The organism is Shewanella sp. DAU305 (assembly GCF_026802235.1).
Classification (GTDB): Bacteria; Pseudomonadota; Gammaproteobacteria; order Enterobacterales; family Shewanellaceae; genus Shewanella; species Shewanella baltica.
The window spans coordinates 3,087,045-3,112,498 of record NZ_CP113808.1; the positions used below are offsets into that span (position 1 = coordinate 3,087,045).

22 protein-coding genes are annotated in these 25,454 nt (G+C 46.4%); 12 read left to right on the forward strand and 10 right to left on the reverse strand.

Annotated elements, in window-relative coordinates; all coding sequences use genetic code 11:
• Window positions 1–83 precede the first annotated feature (83 nt).
• Complete coding sequence (gene msrA / locus OX890_RS13015; protein ID WP_126491981.1) at window positions 84–563, forward strand: peptide-methionine (S)-S-oxide reductase MsrA; 480 nt, start codon at window positions 84–86, stop codon at window positions 561–563.
• Window positions 564–676: 113 nt separating this feature from the next.
• Here the strand turns inward: msrA and pgm are convergent, their stop codons facing one another.
• Both pgm and seqA read right to left on the reverse strand, forming a co-directional pair.
• Entirely contained in the window at window positions 677–2,329 is a 1,653-nt protein-coding gene (gene pgm / locus OX890_RS13020) for a phosphoglucomutase (alpha-D-glucose-1,6-bisphosphate-dependent) (RefSeq protein ID WP_268649349.1), read from the reverse strand.
• Between the two features lie 82 nt (window positions 2,330–2,411).
• Window positions 2,412–2,954: a replication initiation negative regulator SeqA gene (gene seqA, locus OX890_RS13025; RefSeq protein WP_011839907.1), complete on the reverse strand. Its 543-nt coding sequence runs from the start codon at window positions 2,952–2,954 to the stop codon at window positions 2,412–2,414.
• A 297-nt stretch (window positions 2,955–3,251) separates the two neighbouring features.
• Between seqA and OX890_RS13030 the strand changes: the two genes are divergently transcribed.
• The 6 genes from OX890_RS13030 to efp all read left to right on the forward strand — a co-directional run bounded on the left by OX890_RS13030 (window position 3,252) and on the right by efp (window position 7,087).
• Window positions 3,252–4,028: an alpha/beta fold hydrolase gene (locus tag OX890_RS13030; protein ID WP_268649350.1), complete on the forward strand. Its 777-nt coding sequence runs from the start codon at window positions 3,252–3,254 to the stop codon at window positions 4,026–4,028.
• A gap of 101 nt (window positions 4,029–4,129) precedes the next feature.
• Window positions 4,130–4,351, forward strand: coding sequence for a DUF2788 domain-containing protein (locus OX890_RS13035; protein WP_006081578.1), 222 nt, complete (start codon window positions 4,130–4,132; stop codon window positions 4,349–4,351).
• Window positions 4,352–4,361: 10 nt separating this feature from the next.
• Complete coding sequence (gene ybfE / locus OX890_RS13040) at window positions 4,362–4,634, forward strand: LexA regulated protein (RefSeq protein ID WP_006081577.1); 273 nt, start codon at window positions 4,362–4,364, stop codon at window positions 4,632–4,634.
• A gap of 54 nt (window positions 4,635–4,688) precedes the next feature.
• Window positions 4,689–5,216, forward strand: a complete 528-nt coding sequence (gene fldA, locus OX890_RS13045) for a flavodoxin FldA (RefSeq protein WP_126491984.1) — start codon at window positions 4,689–4,691, stop codon at window positions 5,214–5,216.
• Window positions 5,217–5,302: 86 nt separating this feature from the next.
• Window positions 5,303–6,481 (forward strand): elongation factor P maturation arginine rhamnosyltransferase EarP, encoded by a 1,179-nt coding sequence (gene earP / locus OX890_RS13050; RefSeq protein WP_268649351.1) that lies wholly within the window; start codon window positions 5,303–5,305, stop codon window positions 6,479–6,481.
• A 45-nt stretch (window positions 6,482–6,526) separates the two neighbouring features.
• A complete protein-coding gene (gene efp / locus OX890_RS13055; protein WP_006081573.1) occupies window positions 6,527–7,087 on the forward strand; it encodes an elongation factor P in 561 nt (186 codons plus the stop codon).
• 142 nt (window positions 7,088–7,229) lie between these two features.
• Here the strand turns inward: efp and OX890_RS13060 are convergent, their stop codons facing one another.
• Both OX890_RS13060 and OX890_RS13065 read right to left on the reverse strand, forming a co-directional pair.
• Window positions 7,230–8,564 (reverse strand): glutamine synthetase family protein, encoded by a 1,335-nt coding sequence (locus OX890_RS13060; protein ID WP_126491986.1) that lies wholly within the window; start codon window positions 8,562–8,564, stop codon window positions 7,230–7,232.
• A 296-nt stretch (window positions 8,565–8,860) separates the two neighbouring features.
• On the reverse strand, window positions 8,861–10,243 hold the full coding sequence (locus tag OX890_RS13065; protein ID WP_126491987.1) for a Na+/H+ antiporter NhaC family protein: 1,383 nt from the start codon (window positions 10,241–10,243) through the stop codon (window positions 8,861–8,863).
• Between the two features lie 775 nt (window positions 10,244–11,018).
• Here OX890_RS13065 and OX890_RS13070 point away from each other — a divergent pair.
• From OX890_RS13070 to OX890_RS13080, 3 genes are all read left to right on the forward strand, one after another.
• Window positions 11,019–12,233 carry a pyridoxal phosphate-dependent aminotransferase gene (locus OX890_RS13070; RefSeq protein ID WP_006081570.1) on the forward strand — a complete coding sequence of 405 codons (1,215 nt, stop codon included), beginning with the start codon at window positions 11,019–11,021 and terminating at the stop codon, window positions 12,231–12,233.
• 288 nt (window positions 12,234–12,521) lie between these two features.
• Window positions 12,522–13,109 (forward strand): 5'-deoxynucleotidase, encoded by a 588-nt coding sequence (yfbR, locus tag OX890_RS13075; protein WP_011839912.1) that lies wholly within the window; start codon window positions 12,522–12,524, stop codon window positions 13,107–13,109.
• A gap of 25 nt (window positions 13,110–13,134) precedes the next feature.
• Complete coding sequence (locus tag OX890_RS13080) at window positions 13,135–14,484, forward strand: anti-phage deoxyguanosine triphosphatase (protein ID WP_126491988.1); 1,350 nt, start codon at window positions 13,135–13,137, stop codon at window positions 14,482–14,484.
• Between the two features lie 200 nt (window positions 14,485–14,684).
• On the opposite strand, the gene OX890_RS13085 is transcribed toward OX890_RS13080, so the two are convergent.
• Genes OX890_RS13085 through zwf form a run of 4 tightly spaced genes read right to left on the reverse strand, consistent with a single transcriptional unit; the run spans window position 14,685 to window position 19,363 of the window.
• Entirely contained in the window at window positions 14,685–15,326 is a 642-nt protein-coding gene (locus tag OX890_RS13085; protein ID WP_006081567.1) for a bifunctional 4-hydroxy-2-oxoglutarate aldolase/2-dehydro-3-deoxy-phosphogluconate aldolase, read from the reverse strand.
• Window positions 15,327–15,346: 20 nt separating this feature from the next.
• Window positions 15,347–17,173, reverse strand: a complete 1,827-nt coding sequence (edd, locus tag OX890_RS13090) for a phosphogluconate dehydratase (protein ID WP_006087188.1) — start codon at window positions 17,171–17,173, stop codon at window positions 15,347–15,349.
• A gap of 9 nt (window positions 17,174–17,182) precedes the next feature.
• Window positions 17,183–17,881, reverse strand: coding sequence for a 6-phosphogluconolactonase (pgl, locus tag OX890_RS13095; protein ID WP_268649352.1), 699 nt, complete (start codon window positions 17,879–17,881; stop codon window positions 17,183–17,185).
• Between the two features lie 9 nt (window positions 17,882–17,890).
• Complete coding sequence (zwf, locus tag OX890_RS13100) at window positions 17,891–19,363, reverse strand: glucose-6-phosphate dehydrogenase (RefSeq protein ID WP_006081564.1); 1,473 nt, start codon at window positions 19,361–19,363, stop codon at window positions 17,891–17,893.
• A 312-nt stretch (window positions 19,364–19,675) separates the two neighbouring features.
• Between zwf and OX890_RS13105 the strand changes: the two genes are divergently transcribed.
• Together OX890_RS13105 and pyk are read left to right on the forward strand one after the other, a co-directional pair.
• Window positions 19,676–20,530, forward strand: coding sequence for a MurR/RpiR family transcriptional regulator (locus OX890_RS13105; RefSeq protein ID WP_006081563.1), 855 nt, complete (start codon window positions 19,676–19,678; stop codon window positions 20,528–20,530).
• A gap of 186 nt (window positions 20,531–20,716) precedes the next feature.
• Complete coding sequence (gene pyk / locus OX890_RS13110; RefSeq protein ID WP_012089185.1) at window positions 20,717–22,156, forward strand: pyruvate kinase; 1,440 nt, start codon at window positions 20,717–20,719, stop codon at window positions 22,154–22,156.
• Between the two features lie 269 nt (window positions 22,157–22,425).
• Here pyk and OX890_RS13115 read toward each other — a convergent pair whose 3' ends face one another.
• Together OX890_RS13115 and OX890_RS13120 are read right to left on the reverse strand one after the other, a co-directional pair.
• A complete protein-coding gene (locus OX890_RS13115; protein ID WP_259541202.1) occupies window positions 22,426–24,705 on the reverse strand; it encodes an acyl-CoA dehydrogenase in 2,280 nt (759 codons plus the stop codon).
• 16 nt (window positions 24,706–24,721) lie between these two features.
• On the reverse strand, window positions 24,722–25,360 hold the full coding sequence (locus tag OX890_RS13120; RefSeq protein WP_268649353.1) for a TetR/AcrR family transcriptional regulator: 639 nt from the start codon (window positions 25,358–25,360) through the stop codon (window positions 24,722–24,724).
• Window positions 25,361–25,454 lie beyond the last annotated feature (94 nt).

A 25,454-nucleotide genomic window follows, 5' to 3' on the forward strand; every position in this document is an offset into this window, starting at 1 on the left:
ATAAATATTCCTGCTAGAGGCTTGCTTTTGCGCGCGAGTTTTATCACAATCCTTAGCCATCTAGACTTCTATTGGATTTGATTATGGCGTTAGCAACCTTTGGTGCCGGCTGTTTCTGGGGCGTAGAGTATTTTTTTAGACAAGTGAATGGCGTATCGAATGCCACCTGCGGCTATATGGGCGGCAATAATAGCGCGACCACCTATGAAGAAGTCAAAAAAGGCAAAACGGGCCACGCAGAAGTGGTACAAGTGGAATTTGACCCTGCTCTGGTCAGTTATGAAGACTTGCTCGAGGTATTTTGGAAAAACCACAATCCAACCAGCCTGAACATGCAAGGCGGAGATATTGGCACTCAATATCGCAGCACGATTTTCTTCCATGACCGTGAACAAAAAGCCGCGGCAGAAGCCTCAAAATTAGTTTTTTCCCGCTCAGGTCGTTGGGGATTGCGCCATATCGTGACTGAAATTGTGCCATTACAACAGTTCCATGTGGCAGAGGAATATCACCAAAATTACATTGATAAGAATAACTTACCGAGTTGTCATATCGAGTACTAAATACAGTCAAATCAGCATGAGATCAACTACTCATAACTGACATTAGACACAAACAAAAACGCACTCAAATCTGAGTGCGTTTGTTTTTGATACTTTATAAACCTACTGCTGCATTAAGCGTTCAGCGCCTTATCAATTAATGCCTGCGCATCTTTGATGATTTCAGCTAAATGCTGCTCACTGATAAAACTCTCGCCGTAGATCTTAAATAACGCTTCCGTGCCCGATGGACGCGCCGCAAACCAACCATTCGCCGTAGTCACTTTGATGCCACCAATGGCCGCATTATTGCCCGGCGCATGAGTTAACACGTTTTCGATTGCCTCACCCGCAAGCACAGTGGCATTTAAGGTTTCTGCATTCAATAACGCAAATTTGGCCTTGTTTTCAAGACTTATTGGGCTATCGATACGCTTATAGAAACTTTGGCCAAATTGTTTTACTAGCTCTTGATGGCGTTGACCTGGAGTTTTACCTGTCACCGCAAGAATTTCTGCGGCAAGTAACCCTAAAATGAAGCCGTCTTTATCTGTACACCACGTAGTGCCATCACGGCGTAAAAATGCCGCGCCAGCGCTCTCTTCACCGCCAAAGGCGATGGTGGCTTCGGCTAAACCATCGACAAACCACTTAAAGCCCACAGGCACTTCGAGTAATTTTTTGCCGTGGAAAGCACAGATTTTATCGATAAGCGCACTCGAGACTAAGGTTTTACCTATGGCTAAGGTATCGCTCCAATCCGGTCTGTGCGTCAGTAAATAATCAATAGCGACTGCAAGGTAGTGATTAGGGTCCATCAAGCCGGTACCAGGGCAGACAATGCCGTGACGGTCATAGTCAGGATCGTTACCAAGGCATAAATCAAAGGATTCTTTATGGGCGAGTAACCCTGCCATCGCATAGGGAGACGAGCAATCCATGCGGATTTTGCCGTCTTTATCCAGCGGCATAAAGCTAAAGCTTGGGTCAACTTTATCATTGACTAAGGTAATATCGAGCCCATAACGCGCGGCAATCGGTGCCCAGTAGAAAATCCCTGAACCACCGAGCGGGTCAACGCCGATACGCAGCTTAGCGTTGGCAATCGCCTGCATGTCGATAACATTTTCTAAATCAGCCACATAGGGAGTGATCAAATCAATGGCGTAGACATAGCCTGAAGCCAGCGCTTCGGCATACGCTAATTTCCGCACGCCAGCTAACGCTTGGCGCAAGTAATCATTGGCACGCGACTCAATCCAAGCAGTGATATTTCCTTCTGCTGGTCCGCCATGGGGTGGATTGTATTTGATCCCGCCATCTTGAGGCGGATTGTGAGAAGGCGTGATAATCAAACCATCGGACAGTGCCGCACCTGTGATATTGGCTTCACGATTAGCGCAAATCACCCCATGGGACACAACTGGTGTTGGCGTGAAACCATCATTCTGCTGGATGTGCACTGTGACTTTATTTGCCGCCAGCACTTCAATTGCCGATAAATAAGCCGCATAGGATAACGCATGGGTGTCAATCCCGAGGATCAACGGCCCATTGATATTCACCGATTGGCGATAATCCACCACAGCTTGGGTAATCGCCCAAATGTGTTGTTGGTTAAAACTGCCATTAAAGGCGCAGCCTCTGTGCCCAGAAGTGCCAAAGGTGACGCGTTGTTGTACGTCATCCATATTTGGCGTGATGCTGTAATAATGGCTCATCAGTTTTGGAATATTGACCAGATCCGTCTGATTAGCGATTTGTCCTGCCCTTTGATGTATTGCCACCTATGGCTCTCCTGCACTCAATTACAATTAAAAACAATGATTAAAATTAGCTCAATAGCTGATTAAATGGCTCACCCGCAGATTAAACGCGCTCGGCGATGCCAGCTGCAACCGTTGCATCACAGCCAAATTGCACTAAGACTTCAGATAAAATGGTGCGTTTCTTGGCGGTATTGTTGTTGCTTGTCACCCAGAAACCACTGGTACCGATTTCTTTAGGATTAGCCGAAGCACTCGCTTCCAGTAATTGCTCTTTCGAACGGGCAAAATACAAACGATCGCGCCCTTGGATCTGCAGAATTTGCGAGAACTGCTCTGGGGCTAATTGATACAGACTTTCGAGTAAAAAGAGGAAACGCCCTACCGCGCCTTTTTGTTGCGATAACAGATGTTCATCGACTAAGCGACTGAAGTCATTCACAGCAGGTGCAGTTTGCACCGCCACAGCTTGAATCGGCTCAGCCTCTAAACTTGGTTGGCTTATCGCCAAAGGCTGAGGTGGTTCGACCGCATCGACGGACAGGCCGAGTAATCGACGAAGAATGTCAGAGGCGCTCTCACCAATACGCTCTGTTTTGCTGGCAATATGACGATAGAGCTCTTCATCAACTTCGATATATTTCATAACCTTAATTATCCTTTGTTATTCGACAGGCTTAACCGAAAAAAGTGTACCACAGCGATCGGGGCAGATCATTGCGATCGGTTACCAGTGTATCCATGTCTATCAATCTGATAAAGCGCCATTATTCTAAAAATGCGTGAAATAGCACAGCAAACTAGCAGATAATCGACAATTGCCGAAAAAGCGCCCAAGTTCATAGCCGCATACACGCCAAAGTAGCAACTGACTTGTCAAGCCAACGGCATTAAGGGCACAATTCGCGCCACGTTAAGCTAAACACATCCAACAGGAATCACTATGAACTTTGTTTCTACAGGCCAAGGACCCGCAGTACTCTTGATCCACGGCTTGTTCGGCAACCTAGATAACCTCAAAGGCCTAGGGCAAGTATTAGAAAGCCAGTATCAGGTTATTCGTGTCGATGTGCCCAATCATGGTTTAAGTGAGCATTGGGATGAGATGGATTACCCTCGCCTCGCCACGGCCATGGTCGCATTACTCGACGAACTGGCTATTGAACGCGCCCATATTGTGGGTCACTCCATGGGCGGTAAAATCGCCATGGCGACAGCGTTAGCTCATCCAGAGCGCATTATCAGCATGGTGGCAGCAGATATTGCCCCAGTCGCCTATGAGCCAAGACATGACTTAGTGTTTGCCGCATTAGAAAGTCTGCCCTTAGAAGGTCATACCGACAGACGCTTTGCCCTTAACCACTTAATAGACAAAGGTATCGACGAAGCCACCGCGCAGTTTTTACTCAAAAACCTGCAACGTACCGACACTGGCTTTCGTTGGAAGCTGAACTTAAGTGGTCTAAAGGCTTGTTACCCCAACATTATTGGTTGGCACAATCAGGCGCCGAATCCAGTGCAAAGCTATAGGGGCCCGAGTCTATTTATTCGCGGCGGTGACTCAAATTATGTCACTGGTGAGCACAGAAGCGCTATCATGGCGCAATTCCCTGCGGCGCAGGCGAAAACCCTCGAAGGCTGTGGTCATTGGTTACATGCACAGAAACCCGCCATCTTTAACCGGATTGTGTCTGAATTTATTGACAAACAAGCAATGTAAATCAGCAGCAAACTCGACCTAAAGCATATGGCAGCCGCCATCTTGATGTGATATATTCGCGCCTCTTTTGGCCTTAGAACACTCTCGAGGACTAAGAAAGTATGTTATCTCAGTACATGGAACAAATTGAAACCATCGGCCTGAACCTGTTTTTTGCCTCGATATTTTTCTTTATCGGCATGGCCATCCACGATGTGCTTAAACAAGGTAACGTGCCGAAATTTGGTCGATTTATTGTTTGGTTAGTGTTATTTCTCGGCTGCGCCGGGTTTATTGTAAAAGGTATTATCCAGATCACTTGGGAAGGCTCAGGGATCGGTTAACAATAAGAACATGGCAAAAGAAGCGACAGACAGAACCACCATTGACCTTTTTGCCAATGAAAAGCGCCGGGGCCGCCCACGAAGTAATCCTTTGTCCCGTAGCCAGCAGCTTAAGGTCAACAAACGCAATCAAATCCAGCGCGATAAAGCCAACGGATTAAAGCGAATAGAGTTAAAGGTGTCACAAGATTTGTATGACGCCTTGAATGAGCAGGCATTGGCCAGTAACATCAGCCGTAGCCAGTTAATCGAATTAATTCTTCAGCAACAAGTTGAGTGCTGAACGAGTACCAGCAAGATTAACGTAATAAGTGAACTAGACATTAAAGGATAGACAATGGCAACTGTAGGTCTTTTTTTCGGTAGCGACACAGGTAACACCGAAGCCGTAGCCAAGATGATCCAGAAAAAACTGGGTAAAAAAATGGTTGAGGTGAAAGATATCGCCAAAAGTACCAAAGAACAGATTGCAGAGTATGACTTGCTGCTGTTCGGCATCCCGACCTGGTATTACGGCGAAGCTCAATGTGACTGGGATGATTTCTTCCCTGAACTAGAGCAAATTGATTTTACTGACAAACTTGTCGCTATTTTTGGTTGTGGTGATCAAGAAGACTACGCTGAGTATTTCCTTGATGCCATGGGCATGGTTGGCGATATCGTTCAGGCGCGTGGTGGTATCATCATTGGTCACTGGCCAACTTCAAGCTACAACTTCGAAGCCTCTAAAGGTCAAGTTGATGACGACCACTTTATTGGTTTAGGTATCGATGAAGATCGTCAGCCAGAACTGACCGAAGAACGCGTTGATGCTTGGGTTAAGCAAATTTACGAAGAAATGTGCTTAGCTGAATTAGAAGACTAATTGGGCTAACCATTCGATTAAAGCGGCCTTAACGCCGCTTTTTTTATGCTTATATTTCTGACTAAGAATAACGACTTACCGCACTCATGACCAACACACCCCGCTGCACTCATTGGGATATCTTTTGTACCGTCGTCGATAACTACGGCGATATTGGCGTCACTTGGCGTTTAGCCAAACAAATGGCTAATGAATACCGCATTCCCGTTAATTTGTGGGTCGACGACCTCGCAAGCTTCTCGCATATCTTACCGACACTCGATCCACTAATAGTCGTTCAAAGCTTCAATGGTGTGAATATTCTTCATTGGACTAAGCCTTTACCCGTAGCGTTTGTCGCAGGAGCTGTGCTCATCGAAGCCTTTGCCTGTGAATTACCCGAACAGGTAAAAGAACAGTTAGTTTATTTACATCAGAACGACCCCAGATCTGTGCCTATCTGGTTGAATTTAGAATATTTAAGCGCTGAGGATTGGGTCGAAGGCTGCCATGGTTTGCCTTCATTACAAGCCAATGGTTTAAAGAAGTATTTTTACTTCCCGGGCTTTGGCGCAAAAACCGGTGGGCTCATCTGCGAGCAAGATTTGTTTGCCGAGCGCGATGCTTGGCAAGCTAACTCAGCTAACAAATTACAGCTTTTTAGTCAGCTAGGTCTTAAGGGGATTGAGGCTCAAGATACTGTGATTAGCATCTTTAGCTATGAAACCGAGGCACTGCCGGCGTTATGCGAGTTATGGCAGCAATCGGCCGAGAAAATCCATGCGCTTATTCCCAAGGGTCGCAGCTTAAACAGTCTGACGCAGTTACTGCCCTGTGATATTGCCGCGCTAGTGCCGGGTCAGCAGATAAATTATGGCAATTTAACCCTGCATATTTTACCCATGACAGACCAACAGGGGTTTGATCGTCTGCTCTGGAGCTGCGATTTTAATATCGTGCGCGGTGAAGATTCCTTTTTACGCGCTCAATGGGCCGCAAAACCCTTCATTTGGCACATTTATCCCCAAGAAGATGATTATCACCTCGTAAAATTAGAAGCTTTTCTCAAACTTTACTGCGATAATCTGCCACCTAAAATTGCTTGTTATTGGTCTGAATTGAATCTTGCGTTCAACCAAGCACAGCAATCTGCCGTGAGCCTTCACTGGCAAAACCTTAATCCTGTTAATTTGCCCTTGTTGCACCATGCTAAACAATGGCCAATTAATGCATTAAATGCTGCAGATCTCGCTACTCGACTAGTTCAGTTCGTTAAAAACAGCTAAGATACTGCGCGAAAACAGAAAAATCTAAATATAGGAAATAGTGTAATGAAAACTGCTCATGAAATCCGTCCTGGTAACGTGATCATGTTAGATGGCAGCCCATGGGTTGTGCAGAAAACTGAAACAACTCGTTCTGGCCGTAACGCTGCTATCGTTAAGTTAAAGTTGAAAAACTTACTGCTTAACTCTGGTACTGAAACGACTTTCAAAGGTGAAGATAAGTTAGAAGACATCATCCTAGATCGTCTTGATTGTACTTATTCTTACTTTGCTGATCCTATGTTTGTATTCATGGATGCAGAATATAACCAATACGACGTAGAAGCTGAAAACTTAGGTGATGCAGCGGCTTATATCGTTGACGGTATGGAAGAAACTTGCCAAGTGACTTTCTACGATGGCAAAGCTATCTCTGTTGAAATGCCAACCACTATCGTACGTGAAGTGATCTACACTGAGCCTTCAGCTCGTGGCGATACTTCAGGTAAAGTGATGAAGCCTGCAACTATCACTGGCGGCGGCACTGTTACTGTTGCTGACTTCGTGAAAGTTGGCGACAAGATTGAAATCGATACTCGTACTGGCGAATTCAAGAAGCGCGTTTAATCGCCCTTCTCGTTTCCAGACGAAGAAAAGCCAGTGCTTGCACTGGCTTTTTTGTTGCTGTTTTTTAGTCGCGGATTTGTGGGATGTCGAGTCACTTAAGGGATAAAGCGTTATCCAGCAACATCCCCTCAGCAAATAAGTACTAGCATTGCGGCCCTAAGAAACGTCGCTCCCAAGCACCTATCTCACTCAAATAACTTTGAAACTCAATCTCCTTCACTGACACAAAACCCGTGACAAAATCATCCCCAAGTAAGCGTCGTGCCGAATCACTTTGGCGCATTTGCGTTAACGCGGCGAGAAATGTCCGCGCTAAGTCATGGCTGCTCTCATAAGCACTACCGGTTTCAGGCGCGCTTGGGGATAGTTTTTCTTCCATTCCCGCAAGTCCCGCAGCCAAAGATGCCGCAATCATCAAATACGGATTGGCATCGGCGCCCGCAATGCGATTCTCTACCCGTCGCGCCACCGGAGCACTCAATGGCACACGTAAGCCTGTGGTGCGGTTATCTACGCCCCAGCTTAAATTAATCGGCGCTTGGCTGCCGGAAATGTAACGTCGGAATGAATTGATATTGGGTGCGAATAACAACATTAAATCAGGTAGATACTTTTGTAATCCGCCGATGTAATGGTGAAAACGTTCAGTGTCACTACCATCTGCATGGCTGAAAATATTGTTGCCTTTATCATCCACAACACTTTGGTGCAGATGCATAGAACTGCCGGGTTGGCCTGCTATGGGTTTCGCCATAAAAATCGCGTTCAAGCCATGTTTAATGGCGATTTCTTTCGCCGCGTATTTAAACATAAAAGCTTGATCTGCTAAGGCCAGCGGATCGCCATGCACTAAGTTAATTTCATATTGCGATAGCCCCATCTCATGGATCCAAGTATCACCTTTGATCCCAATCGCATCGATCGCGGCATTAAACTCATCCCAAAATGGCGCGAGTTCATTGAGCATATTCATGCTAAACGCAGATTGACCGTTTTCAGCTCGGCCACTTTTTGAAATGGGCGCCTGATACGGCGCACTCGGATCGGCATTGGCTTCAGTCAGATAAAACTCAATCTCAGGGGCCACCACGGGCGTTAACCCAAGGGCTTGGTAACGGGCCAACACATTTTTTAAAATGGAGCGCGGCGCAAATGGACATAAATTGCCATCGAGCAACACACAGTCATGGATGGCAAATGCGCGCGGCACTGTGCTCCACGGGATCATTTTTAGGGTGCTGTAATCGGGGACGAGTAACAGATCAGGATCAGCATCGGGGAAAATAGGATCGTAGGAATACTCACCGGTAATCGCCTGCATCGAAATCGCTTGGGCAATACGTAACTCAGCACCCTGAGCAAAGCTTCGGGCTGGCATGAGCTTCCCCCTTGGATAGCCTGAGATATCAGGGAATAAACATTCGACATCACGTATTGTGCCATGCTGGAAAAACGCAGTAAGAAGGGTTGAGTCCATTTGATTCGTTTGCCACTAATGTTGAAAATAACACCATGAAGGATGCAAAGTATAATCAGGCTTTGATTTGAAAAGCTACATGGCAACGATGAAATATGTAAAATATAAATGACAATTCCGTAAAATATAATTTGACATCAGCTGAGCGTCTTCATTTAAGAGTGTAATCACGGTTATCCTAGTTCAAGCCTAGCCACTCTCCACTCGGCTTTCCCCCACTTTAACCGCTAAACCCAATGACGGCAGACATAAAAAAACCAGCCGCAGCTGGTTTCTTATTCTAATCATGAAAGTATTTACGCAATCACGATAAAGCCGATAAACGCCAGTATAGCGGCGATCAGCGCATAAGGTAACTGAGTCACTGCATGGCTCACTAAGTTACAACCAGAGCCTTGTGCGGCCAATACGGTTGAATCTGAGTAGAAGCACGCTTGGCTACCAAATGATGATGCCGACAACAAGGCACCAATCACTAATGGGATATCCGCGCCCACCGATTGCGCTAATGGCATCACGATAGGAATGGTCACCGCAAAAATGCCCCAGCTCGAACCCGTCGCAAACGCGAGGATCGCCATGGATAAAAACACCACAGCAGGCAGCAATTTAGGTGTCATAAACGGGCTTAAGGATTCAATCACGTACTGCGGCAGTAATAACTGATCGCATACGTCCTTAAACACAAATGCCGCAATCACAGTGCTAATCGCCGGTAACATGCTCTTAAAGCCATCAATCATCTGGTCCATCATCTCGGATAACGGCATCAAACGCTGCACAGCATAATAAGGGATAGTGATCACTAAAGTCGCCAGCAAGCCTTTCCACACGTCGATATCAAAGTACACAGTAAAAGCCACTAACAGACCTATCGGCACTAAAAAGTTATGCAGTTTGCCATGATTATCGGCGTGCTTAAATTCCTCTTCGATAGCTTTAACCGCATATTCGTCCGAGGTTTGCACTTGGTCAAAATCCACTTGAGCTTCTGCTGGCTCGCCTTGGGCGGCGCGCAGCTGCGCAGTTTTCATAGGGCCAATGGCAGGCACTATGCCTAATACTACAAGTAGCACCATAGCCACGGCTAACCAAGCGTAGAGCATATAAGGAATCGCTTGCATGTAGACAGCAATGCCCTGACCTTCGGCCGCCACACCATTATCGACCAATAACCCACCAAAGAATACTGCCCAGGTCGACAATGGCACTAACACGCACACAGGCGCGGCAGTGGAATCCACGACATAAGCGAGCATCTCACGGGACACTTTAAATTTATCCGTTACACGCTTCATGGTTTCACCCACGGTCAGCGCATTGAGATAATCATCAATAAAAATCACGATCCCAAGAATAAACGTCATCAACAGGGAAGATTTGGGACCCTTAGCAAATCTCAGTGCATTACGACCAAACGCTAATGCGCCGCCAGTGCGGACCAAAAGCGCAATCAGCGCACCAAAACCACCACACACCAGAATCAACCAACCTATGGTTTCATCGGCCATGACCTTCAATGACACACTGGCAAAATTGTTTAAGACTTGACTGGGATCGAGTAACAGGAAACCGGTTACCGCACCTATGATCAGAGATAAAATGGGACGGCGTAACCAAATAGCTAACACCAATACCACCAAAGGTGGGATGAGACTTAACGCTGTCGGTTCAGACATGCACTTAGGTCCTCTAAATAAATCGCCTAAAAGGCAAATGGTTTTAGAATAACGTCTGAAATCAACATGATTCAGAACGTCAACACAGCTGCTTCATGATGACTAACCCTGAAGATAAAACCCGCGAATTGCTTGCTATCTGAGGTGCCTTGCCAAAAACATCGCGCAGAAAATAAAGCGCATCGAATATTGAGTCAACTATAAATTTAACTTGATTGAAAATAATTTTAACGGCTGCAAACAAAATCAATATAACATCATGACTTTAAAGTCTTTTAACTCACTCGCAACGAAACCGTTTATGATCCTCTCAGCTTAATAAGCATTCAATAAATATGCCTATTTATCACAAGGTCATATACAGCTTGCATAAGTTGATCTTATCGAGGAACTGTGATTAAAAATCAATCATTAAGCTTTTGCTAAAATACACTTTTCCCCTACTAAGATTTATAGGACAAACAAATAAAACGAAATAGCCGTCAACCACTGAAAATGCATTTCCATCAAGCGTGATTATTTTCTTCCTACATCCAAAAAACACGTAAAGCAGGTTTTATTTACCGTCAGCATTAGCTAAACACTCTTAAAAGCCTCTAAAAGTCAGAATATAAAACTTGTTCTTATTTCATTAATTGACTGTTAAAGCATATTTAACTAAGTGGTATTTACAAAAAAAGTCCCATTCTGTGCTGCTCCCCCCTTTCATCTACAGTGAAATTTCGTTATGGTGCGCTAACTTAAGCCAAAACTTTATGCATGTTCCGAGGTGTAAATGCGTCCTATCATCAAATCCAACAAGCTGGATAGCGTTTGCTATGACATCCGCGGCCCAGTGCACAAGGAAGCCAGACGTTTAGAAGACGAGGGTCATCGGATCCTCAAACTTAACATTGGTAATCCCGCCCCCTTCGGTTTCGAAGCGCCGGAGGAAATTGTGCGCGATGTGATCCTTAATCTACCCAGTGCCCAAGGCTACTGTGAGTCAAAAGGATTATTCTCTGCCCGCAAGGCCATAGTGCAGCATTATCAAGCTCAGGGGATTTTTGGTGTCGATATCGAAGATATCTATATAGGCAACGGCGTCTCTGAACTCATTATGATGGCGATGCAAGGTTTGCTTAACACCGATGATGAAATTTTAATCCCCTCGCCTGACTATCCACTGTGGACGGCGGCGGCCAATCTCGCCGGCGGTAAAGCGGTGCATTATCGTTGCGATGAAGAAGCGGACTGGTTCCCCGATCTCAACGACATTAAAAGCAAAATTTCATCGCGTACCCGCGGTATTGTGCTGATCAACCCGAACAATCCTACGGGCGCGGTTTACAGCAAAGAATTACTGCTGCAAGTTGTTGAGCTTTGCCGTGAACACAGTTTGATTTTATTTGCCGATGAAATTTACGACAAAATTTTGTATGACGAAGCCAAGCATGTTCCTGCTGCTGGCCTGTCGGACGATATTTTAACTGTTACCTTCAATGGTCTATCAAAGGCTTATCGCGCAGCGGGATTTCGCGTCGGTTGGATGATGTTGTCTGGCAATCTTAAAGCAGCGAAGAGCTATATCGAAGGTTTAGAGATGCTGTCCTCGATGCGCCTGTGTGCAAACGTGCCCAATCAACATGCGATTCAAACCGCGCTCGGCGGTTATCAGAGTATTAACGAGCTGATATTACCTAAAGGTCGCCTGACAGTTCAACGGGATGCCTGTTACGAATTGCTTAATCAAATCCCGGGCGTGAGCGTGAAAAAGCCTAAGGGCGCACTCTATGCTTTCCCTAAACTGGATATGAAGAAATTCAATCTGCGGGATGATGAGCGCTTAGTGCTGGATTTACTCAGAGAAAAGAAAATTCTGTTAGTGCACGGCACCGCCTTTAATTGGCCTGAGCCCGACCATTTGCGAGTGGTTTTCTTACCCTATAAAGAAGATCTGAAAAAAGCATTTACCGAGTTTGGCGCCTTCCTCGAAAACTATCGGCAGTAGGTTTAGCCTCGGCTAACGGTTTGAGTCATAAAGCGATCCTAGTGGTCGCTTTATTTTTAGCGATTTCGACAAATCCTCCACGCTCATACTCACGTGTCACCCAAGGCTGTGATAATCTAAGACTTCATTAGCGTCAATACTGCTTATTCAACGCGTGTCACGTCTTCCAATGCAGCTTGTCGCCTTTCTACTCACTCATTAGCAGGCAAACTAAGAGTCATTTATGTGCCGTTTTTAGAACACGAATGACGCTTATCCAACGCTGGCCCTCGAATTAACAGGAAAACTATGAGTCACTTATTTGCCCATTTAGCTCGAATGAAACTTATCCAACGCTGGCCTTTGATGTACAACGTTCGCACTGAAAATGTTCAAGAACACTCGCTGCAAGTTGCCATGGTGGCCCATGCACTGGTGATCATCAGCAACAAAAAGTTCGGCACGACGCTTGATCCCCATCAAGCTACAAGTCTGGCGATTTTTCACGATGCCAGTGAAATCCTCACGGGTGACTTACCGACGCCGGTGAAATACTTCAACAAAGAAATCGAAGCCGAGTATAAAAAAATTGAGGCGATTGCCGAGCAGCGCATGCTGGATATGGTGCCTGAGGAATTTAAAGAGGATTATCGTAGTCTGTTCATCAGTGATTACGCCGATCCCGTTTACAAGACCATAGTGAAATCCGCTGATACTCTGTGTGCTTACCTTAAATGTCTTGAAGAAAACCGTGCTGGCAACAGTGAGTTCAACACCGCCCGTAAGCGCCTCGAAGACATGCTGGCGACAAATCCTGACCCCGCAGTACAGTATTTTATGAACTGCTTTGTGCCCAGTTTCACCTTGAATTTAGACGAAATTAACAAGATGCTTTGATTTTCCACTCTCGCTAGGAATGCATATGACTTCAAGTGTTTGGCAAGAACGCCGTCATGGTGAAGATAAACAACGGCGTAACGATCACCGCAGCCCTTACCAAAGAGACAGGGCGCGTATTCTCCACTCCGCCGCCTTTCGCCGCCTGCAGGCCAAAACCCAAGTGCTCGGCGTTGGCATGAATGACTTCTATCGCACTCGATTAACCCACTCACTCGAAGTCTCGCAAATTGGCACCGGCATAGCCGCCCAGCTCAGACGCAAATATCCACAACATAAGCAGCTGCTTTGCTCTATGAGCCTATTAGAGTCCTTGTGTTTAGCCCACGATATTGGTCATCCACCCTTCGGTCACGGCGGTGAAGTCGCATTGAATTACATGATGCGCAACCACGGCGGTTTTGAAGGCAATGGCCAAACTTTTCGTATTTTATCGAAACTTGAGCCTTACACCTTAGATTTTGGGATGAACTTGTGTCGGCGTACCATGCTCGGGATTTTGAAATACCCCGCGCCGTACTCGAAGCTATTTGTCGCGGGTGAACATAATGAAATCACCAACCATAGACAGCTCAAACCGTCACAATGGCCGCCGGTTAAGGGCATTTTCGACGATGATAACGACATTTTCGCTTGGGTGCTTGAGCCGTTATCTGAGGCAGACCGCAGTCGTTTTACCTCGACGCAGCAAGGTTCACACCCCGCCCTGCACCACTATCCACATCTGCGCACTCAGTTTAAATCCTTCGATTGCTCGATAATGGAACTGGCAGATGATATCGCCTATGCAGTGCACGATCTCGAAGATGCGATTGTGATGGGCATAGTCACGGCATCGCAGTGGCATCAAGATGTGGCGCCGACACTCACAAACAGCGGCGATGCGTGGATACGACAAGAGCTTGCCGATATTGGCAATAAGCTGTTTTCCCATGAGCATCATCTGCGTAAAGATGCCATAGGCACACTCGTTAATGGCTTTGTCACCGCTATTGTTATCTCAGAAGATGACGTGTTCGAAGAACCATTATTGCGCTTTAATGCGACCTTAGAGCCGGAATTTGCCATTGCGCTCAATGTGCTCAAGCAACTGGTTTATAAATACGTGATCCGTAAACCTGAGATCCAAATGCTCGAATATAAAGGCCAGCAAATTGTGATGGGTTTATTCGAAGCCTTCGCTTCCGATCCAGAACGTTTACTGCCACTGAACACCCAAGAGCGCTGGCGCGAAAGTGAGCAACAAGGCTTAAACAGCCACAGGGTCTTGGCGGACTATATTTCGGGGATGACAGATGAGTTTGCGGGGCGACTGTATCAACAGCTATTTAGCCCGAAAGCCGGCTCAAATGTGGAACTGAGCAAGGAAATGTAGGCAAGCAGACATTGCGCGGCCCGACTTGCTATGAAGCCAGACCGTTTGTAAATGTGCGAGTTTCTATAAATGCTAGACTTTCTATAGCGCCAGCTATCACAGCCATTCTTTATCAAAGGCGAAAGATGAAAGATGAAAGATGAAAGACAAAAAACCACCTTGCGGTGGTTTTTTATTTTTGTCGCTATTTCAAGCTCGACTTATAAAGCGCCGATGGCGTCTTTACAAAGCTGAGTGATACGATCCCAATCGCCGTGTTCCATTGCATCCGTTGGCGCAATCCAGCTGCCACCAATACAATCGACGTTTTTCAGCGCTAAATAATCTTTATAGCTGCTTGGCGTAATGCCACCTGTTGGGCAGAAGCGAATATCCGCAAGCGGTCCCGAGAAGGCCTTCAGTGCATCCACACCACCCGAGGCTTCGGCTGGGAAAAATTTAAAGTGGGTGTAACCAAGCGCCATACCCGTCATCACTTCTGAAATGCTCGCAACGCCTGGGATCAATGGTACAGGACCATGCATACCCGCTTTGAGCAGTTCAACTGTAGCGCCTGGGGTAATAATAAACTGCGCACCCGCGGCAATCGCAAGATCAAGCTGTGCTTCGTTTAAGATAGTACCAGCGCCCACTAAGGCCTCAGGCACTTCTTTGGCGATTTTAGTGATAGCTTCGAGTGCGCAAGGTGTACGCAAAGTCACTTCTAACACACTAATGCCGCCGGCAACCAGTGCTCGGGCTAATGGCACCGCATGTTCAATCTTGTTAATCACCATAACAGGAACAATAGGGCTGCGTTTAAAAATATCTTGTGGCTGTAGTGACCAGTTATTCTCAAGCATTGCGTTATTCTTCCTTTGTATTAATAAAGTTCATCGATGGCATTAGTACAACGCGCACCAGTTTCTGGACTGCTTAGATTGGAACGTAGCGCACTAAATAACTCGCGGCCCATGCCATAACGTGAGCGATGTAAATCCACTATTCCCGCGGTTCTGGTGGCCAGTTCTGCTTCTGAGACCAGCAGGCTCAGTTCACCTGTTAACGCATCGACACGGATCAAGTCGCCATCTTGGACTTTGGCAATTAAGCCGCCATCTAAGGCTTCCGGCGTCAAGTGAATGGCTGCAGGGACTTTACCCGACGCGCCAGACATACGACCGTCGGTCAGCAACGCGACTTTAAAGCCTTTGTCCTGAAGCGTGCCCAATAATGGGGTTAATTTATGCAGCTCTGGCATACCATTAGCTTTCGGACCTTGGCCTTTAACCACAACCACACAATCTCTATCCAAAGCACCGGCTTGGAACAAGGCATCGAGTTTGTTTTGATCGTCAATGACTACAGCGGGCGCTTCAACGACACGATGTTGTGCTTGTACTGCCGATACTTTGATCACAGCGCGGCCCAAGTTACCTTTCAGTAATTTCAAACCACCGTTACCTTGGAAAGGAGATGCGACTGAAGTTAATACTTCGGTATCTAAACTTGTCGTTGGACCATCGACCCAGCGCAGTTCACCGTCGAGCAGTTTTGGCTCTTGGGTATAACGGCGTAAACCAAAGCCCGCAACGGTATTCACATCTTCATGCAATAGACCCGCATCAAGTAATTCTTTGATTAAGTACGCCATTCCGCCTGCAGCGTGGAAATGGTTGATATCGGCGTGACCGTTTGGATACACGCGCGCCACTAATGGCACTGCATCGGATAACTCAGAAAAATCATCCCAGTTCACGATAATACCGGCAGCTCTAGCCGCGGCGACGATGTGCATAGTCAAGTTAGTAGAACCGCCAGTAGCCAAAAGTGCCACAATGCCGTTAACCACAGACTTTTCACTGACCACTTCACCGATTGGGGTATATTGGGTACCCATTTCGGTTAAACGACACACTTGCTTAGCCGCCATCTTGTTTAAGGCTTCGCGCAGTGGATCATCAGGATTCACAAATGACGAGCCTGGTAACTGCAGCCCCATCACTTCAAGCATCAGCTGATTCGAGTTTGCCGTGCCGTAGAAGGTACAAGTTCCTGCACTGTGGTAAGACTGGGCTTCTGCTTCAAGCAGTTGCGCGCGATCCACTTTACCTTGGGCAAATTGCTGACGAATACGGGCTTTTTCTTTGTTAGGGATACCTGATTTCATCGGCCCAGCAGGCACGAATAACATAGGTAAGTGACCAAAGCTTAAGGCGCCGATAAGCAAACCAGGAACGATTTTATCGCAAATGCCGAGCAGTAAAGCGCCATCAAACATGTTGTGAGACAAGCCCACTGCCGTTGCCATAGCAATCACTTCACGACTCAGTAAGCTCAATTCCATACCGGGTTGACCTTGAGTCACACCGTCACACATGGCCGGAACACCGCCCGCCACTTGTGCAACACTGCCGACTTCCTGACAGGCTTTTTTAAGCAATTCAGGATAGCTTTCATAGGGTTGGTGCGCAGATAACATGTCGTTAAATGCCGTCACTATGCCGATGTTCGCCTTATTCAATTGACGCAATGCATTTTTGTCGTCTGGATTACAGGCGGCAAAACCATGGGCTAAGTTGCCACAGCTCAATGAGCTACGGTGTACACCATGGTTACGGGCATCATTCAATGCGGCGAGATAACCTTCACGTGACGCTTTGCTACGGGCAATAATTCTGTCGGTAACAGCTTGAACTACTGAGTGCATCTTGACTCCTTAAGCGCTCCAGAACACATCAACGGGCGTTTTACGCTGCGCTAATACGGCTCTGATAGGCATAGCATGGACATCATCACTTTCTAACGCTTGACGATATACGGATAATTTCTGTTCCCCGACCAAGTGCAGATAAATTTGTCTGCTGTTCAGAATCGCACTCTTAGAGAGCGTGATCCTGGCGTGGGGCGCTGTGGTGGGGTTAGTCGCCACGCACAGGGCTTGGGTTGTGAGCGCATTATCAAGCTCAGCGCTACAGGGAAACCAAGAACAAGTATGACCATCGTTACCCATACCTAATACCACCACATCAAAAGGACGAGGGAAATTAGACAAAGACTCGGCGGCCATATCGGCGCCCGCTTCTGCGGTCGAAAACATGTTTTTTAAACCGCGGAATTTGGCATTTGCCGCACGGTTTTGTAATAAATGTTCACGCACTAGACGTTCATTAGACGCATCGGCGTCGGCTTCAACCCAGCGCTCATCGGCGAGAGTGATATAAACATCACTCCAATCGATGGACTTCATGCTCAATAGTTGAAATAACTTAAGCGGCGTCGAACCACCGGAAACCACTAGGCTCGCTTTTCCGCGGGCATCGACGGCTTCCTGTAACTGGCTCGCAATCTTGCTGGCCAGTTGCTGTTCTAGCGCACTTGGCGTATCGAAAGATTTGAATACGGTTTCTTTAATCATCAAAGTCTCCTACTCGTCCCACGAACGGCCATCTTTGGTGATCAAAGCAACTGATGCAACTGGACCCCAAGTGCCCGCAGGATAAGGTTTTGGTTTTTCGTTGCTTTGTTCCCACGATTGGATAATGCCATCCACCCAAGTCCATGCCTGCTCGACTTCGTCGCGGCGCACGAACAGCGCTTGATTACCGAGCATGGCTTCGAGTAATAGACGCTCGTAGGCATCGGCGATACGTTCATTTTTGAAGGTATCGGAGAAACTCAAATCGAGTTTAGTGGTTTGTAAACGTTGTTTTTGCTCCAAACCTGGCACTTTGTTCATCATCTGGATTTCAACCCCTTCATGGGGTTGCAGACGAATCGTCAGCTTGTTCGGTGGCAGATTACGGTAGCTTGAGCGATACAAGTTATGTGGTGGGTTTTTGAAATACACCACAATTTCAGAGCTCTTAAACGGCATACGTTTACCGCTACGTAAATAGAAAGGTACGCCCGCCCAACGCCAGTTGTCGATATCCACACGAATCGCCACAAAGGTTTCTGTGTGTGATTGAAGGTTGGCGCCTTCTTCTTCTAAATAACCCGGTACTGGGCTGCCCTTTAAGAAACCCGCACTGTACTGACCGCGCACGGTATTTTCATACACATTGTCAGAATTAATCGGACGCAGTGATTTAAGCACTTTAACTTTTTCATCACGTATACTGTCAGCGTCTAAGTTGACCGGTGGATCCATAGCAACCAGCGTTAATACTTGCAGCAAATGGTTTTGGATCATGTCGCGCATCTGACCCGCTTTGTCGAAGTAACCCCAACGGCCTTCGATACCCACTTCTTCTGCTACCGTAATCTGGACGTGGTCAATCGTACGGTTGTCCCACTTAGAGGCAAATAAAGAGTTGGCAAAACGCAGGGCAATCAAGTTCTGTACGGTTTCTTTACCTAAGTAATGGTCGATACGGTAAACCTGACGTTCTTTGAAGTAAGCGGAAACTTGATCATTGATAACGCGAGAAGAGTCTAAATCTGAGCCGATTGGCTTTTCGAGCACCACGCGTGAATCAGGATGGATAAGATCTTGTTCATGCAAACAACGGCAAATGTCGCCGAATATCGCCGGTGGCGTAGCAAAGTAACTGACCATGACGCGCTCTTCTGGTTTGAGCAGTTCATGGAAGGCACTGTAGCCCGCTGAATCGGTAAAGTTAGTGCCTATATAGTGGCAGCGGGACAGGAAACGTTGGAGAGTCTCTTCGCACAAAGGCTCTTTCACGAAGGTATTTAATGCAAGCGTGACTAATTCGATAAACTCATCTTGAGTAAACTCGTCTTTCGCGACACCGATCACTTTCGTATCTTTATCGAGAAGTTCAGCTTTATCTAGCTGGTATAAAGAAGGTAACAACTTGCGTCGTGCCAAATCGCCTTTAGTACCAAAGAGTACGAAGTCACAAGCTTTGGCGCCTGATGTTGTTTTGCCCATTGCGTTACGATCTCCTTTGTATGTCGTGTCCCTTCATGTCGATGAAGAAATCCACACTTTTGTTGTAATATAACAACAGAATTTGTTAAATGCATCTATTTTTATAAATATTAACATTCTAGCTAACTAGGCACTTACAGCATTAATCTGATATGCTTTTTGTGCTTAAATTACTGAAGGTAGTAAAGTCTTATTTCAAAATTGTACTGAAAAGTTACTACATAGAGTCTCTTTGTGGGCCGCCAGCCTTGATCTGTCTCCACAAAACAAAAATAAATAAAATTACATTCTCAATTTAGCGGACATACGCGTATGAATACCCTAGAAAAGGTTCAAAAAAGCCTCACCCATTTTAGTAAATCAGAACGCAAAGTTGCAGAGGTGATCTTAGCATCACCACAGACAGCTATACATTCTAGCATCGCCACACTGGCTAAGATGGCAGATGTCAGTGAACCTACTGTGAATCGTTTCTGCCGCCGCTTAGATACTAAAGGCTTCCCTGATTTTAAGTTACATCTAGCGCAAAGTCTTGCGAACGGTACTCCTTATGTGAGCCGCCACGTTGAAGAAGATGATTCGACTGAGTCGTATACGACAAAAATCTTTGAATCTTCAATGGCTTCACTTGATACCGCACGTCAAAGTTTAGATATTTCAGCCATAAACAAAGCGGTTGATATACTCACTCAAGCTAAGACTATTTCCTTTTTCGGCCTAGGCGCATCCGCTTCTGTTGCCCATGACGCCCAAAATAAATTCTTCCGCTTTAATGTGCCTGTCATCTGTTTTGACGATGTTCTAATGCAACGCATGAGCTGTATCAACAGCAATGAAGGTGATGTTGTTGTATTAATTTCCCACACAGGCCGCACTAAGTCATTGATTGAGATAGCACGTTTAGCAAGAGAAAACGGTGCAGCTGTGATTGGTATTACCGCCCGCAACTCGCCTTTGTCGATGGAATGTACGCTGCCCGTGACAATGGAAGTGCCAGAAGATACCGACATGTATTTACCTATGGCCTCGCGTTTAGCCCAATTAGTCACTATAGATGTATTGGCAACCGGCTTTACCTTACGTAGAGGCCCACGTTTCCGCGATAATTTGAAACGAGTGAAAGAGGTGTTAAAAGAGTCTCGCATCAATAAAGATCCGATACTGTAACTCACTTCCTTTTCTAAAAATGGCTAGTGTTGATCCTTAACCTAGCCATTTATCGTGCAAATATCAGCGATACCTCACAATTTTCATACATAACTTTAGATCAATTTGATTGTAACTTTACTACATAATCTGGAATTGCATGGTAATATAGACCCAAGATTTTTTTAACTTTAACGGAGTATCCTTATGTTCCGCAGAACCAAAATCGTCACCACTCTAGGTCCCGCTACCGATCGTGATGATAATCTACGCCGCATCATCGCGGCAGGTGCAAACGTTGTACGTCTTAATTTCTCCCACGGTTCCCCAGAAGATCACTTAAAACGAGCCACTCAAGCGCGCGAAATCGCTAAAGAGTTGGGCGTTCATGTGGCTATTCTGGGTGACTTACAAGGGCCTAAAATCCGTGTTTCTACTTTCAAAGACAATAAGAAAGTGCAACTGGTGTTAGGTCAAGCCTACGTGCTTGATGCCGAGTTAGCAAAAGGTGAAGGCGACGAGACACAAGTGGGTATCGATTACAAGCAATTGCCTGATGATGTGACTGTTGGTGATATCTTGATGTTAGATGATGGCCGTGTTCAATTGCGCGTTGAGCGTGTTGAAGGCCGTAAAGTTCACACCACAGTGACTGTGGCAGGCCCTTTATCTAACAACAAAGGTATTAACAAGCAAGGCGGTGGACTTTCTGCTGCGGCGCTGACCGAAAAAGACAAAGCTGACATTCTGACTGCGGCATTGATCCAAGTGGATTATTTAGCCGTTTCGTTCCCGCGCAGTGGTGCTGATTTAGATTACGCCCGTGATCTTGCCCGTCAAGCCGGTTGTAATGCCTTGATCGTGGCTAAAGTTGAACGCGCTGAAGCCGTTGCGACCGATGCGGCTATGGATGATGTGATCTTAGCATCTGACGTTGTCATGGTTGCCCGTGGTGACTTAGGTGTTGAAATTGGTGATGCTGCACTCGTTGCAGTGCAGAAGAAGTTAATCGCCCGTTCACGCCAACTGAACAAAGTCGTCATCACCGCCACTCAGATGATGGAATCGATGATTTCAAGCCCTATGCCAACCCGCGCCGAAGTAATGGACGTGGCGAACGCTGTGCTTGATGGTACCGATGCTGTGATGTTATCAGCTGAAACCGCTGCCGGTGACTTCCCAGAAGAAACCGTTAAGGCAATGGCAAACGTCTGTATTGGCGCTGAATCTCACCCAAGTGTGATTGTGTCTAAGCATAGATTAGATGTGCGTTTCACTTCAGTTGAAGAAACGATTGCACTATCGACTATGTATGCGGCTAACCACCTTGAAGGTGTTAAGGCGATTATTGCTTTAACTGAATCAGGTGCGACACCACAATTGATGTCGCGCATCAGTTCTGCACTGCCGATCTTAGGTTTATCACGTCACGCGACAACGCTGGCTAAAATGGCCTTGTACCGCGGCGTGTTACCAATCTACTTCGATTCAACTATCCACCCAGCTGATGAGCTAGCGCAAAAAGCGTTAGAAGCATTAACAGCTGCAGGTTATTTGAATAGCGGTGATATGGTGCTGATGACCAAAGGCGATGCAATGGAAACGATTGGCGGCACTAACACCTGTAAAGTGTTGATCGTAGCTTAAGTTGCTTTAGCTTTATCTAACGACTAAAGCGCGTTAGAAAAAAGCCAATAAAAAACCACCTCATGAAGGTGGTTTTTTTATAGCTGCAGTTCTCTGTAAATGCTGTTATCTGTAAGTGCTGATTTCTGTTGGTGCTAATTTGCCGTTCTCTCATTGCTGAGGGAAATCTCAGCGGTCCTATCTCGCACAAGCGGAGTAATCATTGAACTTAATACCGCTTAGACCAGACCGCACTAACATTAAACGCTCACATCAAACACTATCAATCATTATAACGCTTCGAAATCATTCACATTAATTGCCGCTAAGCGCAGCTTATCAGCATGCTGCAATTTTTGCTCTTCATCAGCAGTAATAACACCTGTCTCGAGTGCTTTTGCAAACAAGACGAGATTAGGCACTTTGGCTGGCAGTTCACCGGCACGCTGCGCTTTCTTCAGCTTTTTATAAATATCTTTACAGGCATATTGCGCAACAAACGCTTGCTCAACTTCTGCAATACCGCCTTTATCTCCTTCAAATTCAGGACATAGGAAGGTAATACGGTCACGAGCAGGTCCAGGCTTCAACATGCCGCCGACTAAATCGGTCGCCATTTTGTCGCTCGGCGCATTGAAGTGATTACCCAGCGGGAAGATTAAGCCGCGCAGTAACCATGCCACAGGACGGCTCGGGAAGTTACGGATCGTGTCTTCCAGTGCTTTAGCCGCTAAGTGCAAACGATTGGCCATTACGTAACGTACTGCTGGTAAATCGTCCTGTTGACGGCCATTGTCTTCAAATAGCTTCAAGGTTGCTGAGCCTAAATACAACTGGCTGAGCACATCACCCATACGTGCCGACAGCATTTCTTTGCGTTTTAAATCGCCGCCCATGATCAGCATTGATAAATCCGTCATTAAGGCTAATGCAGATGAAATACGCGACATATCTTTATAGTACTGCTTAGTTTCACCGCTCACTGGCGCACTGCCAAAACGGCTACCACTTAAGGCACTAAACAACGCACTGAAAGCATTACGCGTGGCATAACCCATGTGGCCCATTAATAGCGCATCAAAACGCTCTAAGGCTTCATGTTGGTTCTCCATCGCTGCGGCTTCCATTTCGGCAAGCACGTAAGGATGGCAGCGAGTCGCACCTTGACCAAAAATCATCAAGGAGCGGGTTAGAATGTTCGCGCCTTCCACAGTGATCGAAATTGGATTCGACATATAAGGGTGGCCTAAATAGTTTTTAGGTCCTAATTGAATGCCCTTACCTGATTGAATATCCATCGCATCGTTCATCACAGAACGGCCTAATTCAGTCATATGGTACTTAGCAATCGCAGTCACAACCGAAGGTTTCACCTTAAGATCGATACCCGTAGTCGTTAAACGGCGTGCGGCTTCTAACTGATAAGTGTTGGCAATAATACGTGCCAGCGCTTCTTGCACACCTTCAAACTGGCCAATCGCCATACCAAACTGATGACGCACATAGCTGTAAGCCGTTGTCGTCTTCGTCGCCATGTGACCAGAAGCCGTTGCCAGTGCAGGTAATGAAATACCGCGGCCCGCCGACAAACACTCAACCAGCATACGCCAGCCTTTACCAGCAAATTCAGGGCCACCGATAATCCAATCCAGCGGGATAAACACTTCTTTACCTTGGGTGGTACCGTTCATAAACGCCATACCTAGCGGATTATGACGACGACCAATAACCACACCAGGATGATCCGTTGGGATCAACGCACAGGTAATGCCTAAGTTTTTCTTATCACCAAGCAGACCTTCTGGATCGCGCATTTGGAAGGCTAAACCCAGAACCGTCGCTACAGGCGCCAGCGTGATATAACGCTTATCCCAAGTCAGTTTTAGCCCGAGCATCTCTTCGCCATTGAAGGTATCACGGCACACAATACCCACATCAGGTATAGCGCCGGCATCACTGCCCGCTTCTGGACCAGTTAACGCAAAACAAGGAATTTCATCGCCTTTAGCCAAAGCAGGTAACCAACGTTCTTTCTGCTCACTCGTACCATAATGGGTCAACAACTCACCAGGGCCTAAAGAGTTCGGCACCATTACGGTCACTGCGGCGCTTACGCTGCGGCTGGCTAATTTGCTGACAATGGTAGAGTTAGCATAGGCAGAGAAAGCTTTACCACCGAATTTCTTCGGAATGATCAGGGCGAAGAAACCTTCTTTCTTGAAGTATTCCCACAACTCTGGCGGTAAATCTTTACGGTTATGCACTATGTCGAAATCATCGATCATCGTCAGTGCTGTCATTACTTGATTATCGATAAAGTCTTTTTCTTCAGCGCTCAGTGTCGGTTTACCGTAGCTGTGCAAGGTATTCCAGTTAGGATTTCCGCGGAATAACTCCCCTTCCCACCAGACATCACCGGCTTCCATCGCTTCGCGCTCGGTATCTGAAAGTGGCGGCAAGACCTTCTTGAAAAAACTAAAAACTGGGCGGGTAATAAACTGCATCCGGATATTTTTCACCGCAAACAACACGATAATGGCTATCAGGGCAAGAATTATAATCGTCAACATTATCAAGACCTTTTAATTAAGAAGAAACGGGGACTGATACGCCAGCCGCCATGTATGGGATCACTTTACGGATCACGGCTTCGATGTCGTTATGCTCACCAAACTCAGCAGCAGCGATATCGTTTAGGGCATCGGCGGACGCCATAGTGAATACGATAGTGCCTAAGGTAAAGTGTAAACGCCAAAACATTTCAGCGGGTGGAATATGTGGCGCACTGGCCGACACGACTTTAACAAAAGCATCGAGATGCTGGCCGTAATGGGTAGTGATAAACCAACGTAAATGTCCTTGGCTTTCGATATAGCCACGGCCTAAAAGCTGCAGGAAGATCGTGGTGCCTTCGGTACGTAGCGCGTTTAAATCCAATAAAGGATCGACCAGCGAAGACAAAATTTCTTCGAGTGTTGCTTGTGCTGGCGCGGCATTTAAGCGATTAATTTGGTTTGAAGCCGCAGGCATAAACACGTCTAAATAACGCGCTAATACTGCACGGATCAGCTCTTTTTTAGAACCAAAGTGATAATTGACCGATGCTAAATTCACCTCAGCCTTACTGGTGATGAGTCGCAACGAGGTCTCAGAAAAGCCCCGTTCGGCGAACAGTTTTTCTGCTGCATCAAGTATTCTAGTTTTTGTATCGGATCGACTTGCCATTCCGTGACCTTGAATTAATTTAAAACACTCGTTTAAATTAAACATTGGCACCACGGATGTCAAACTAAAATTGGACAAACTCACCGCTTTCTAG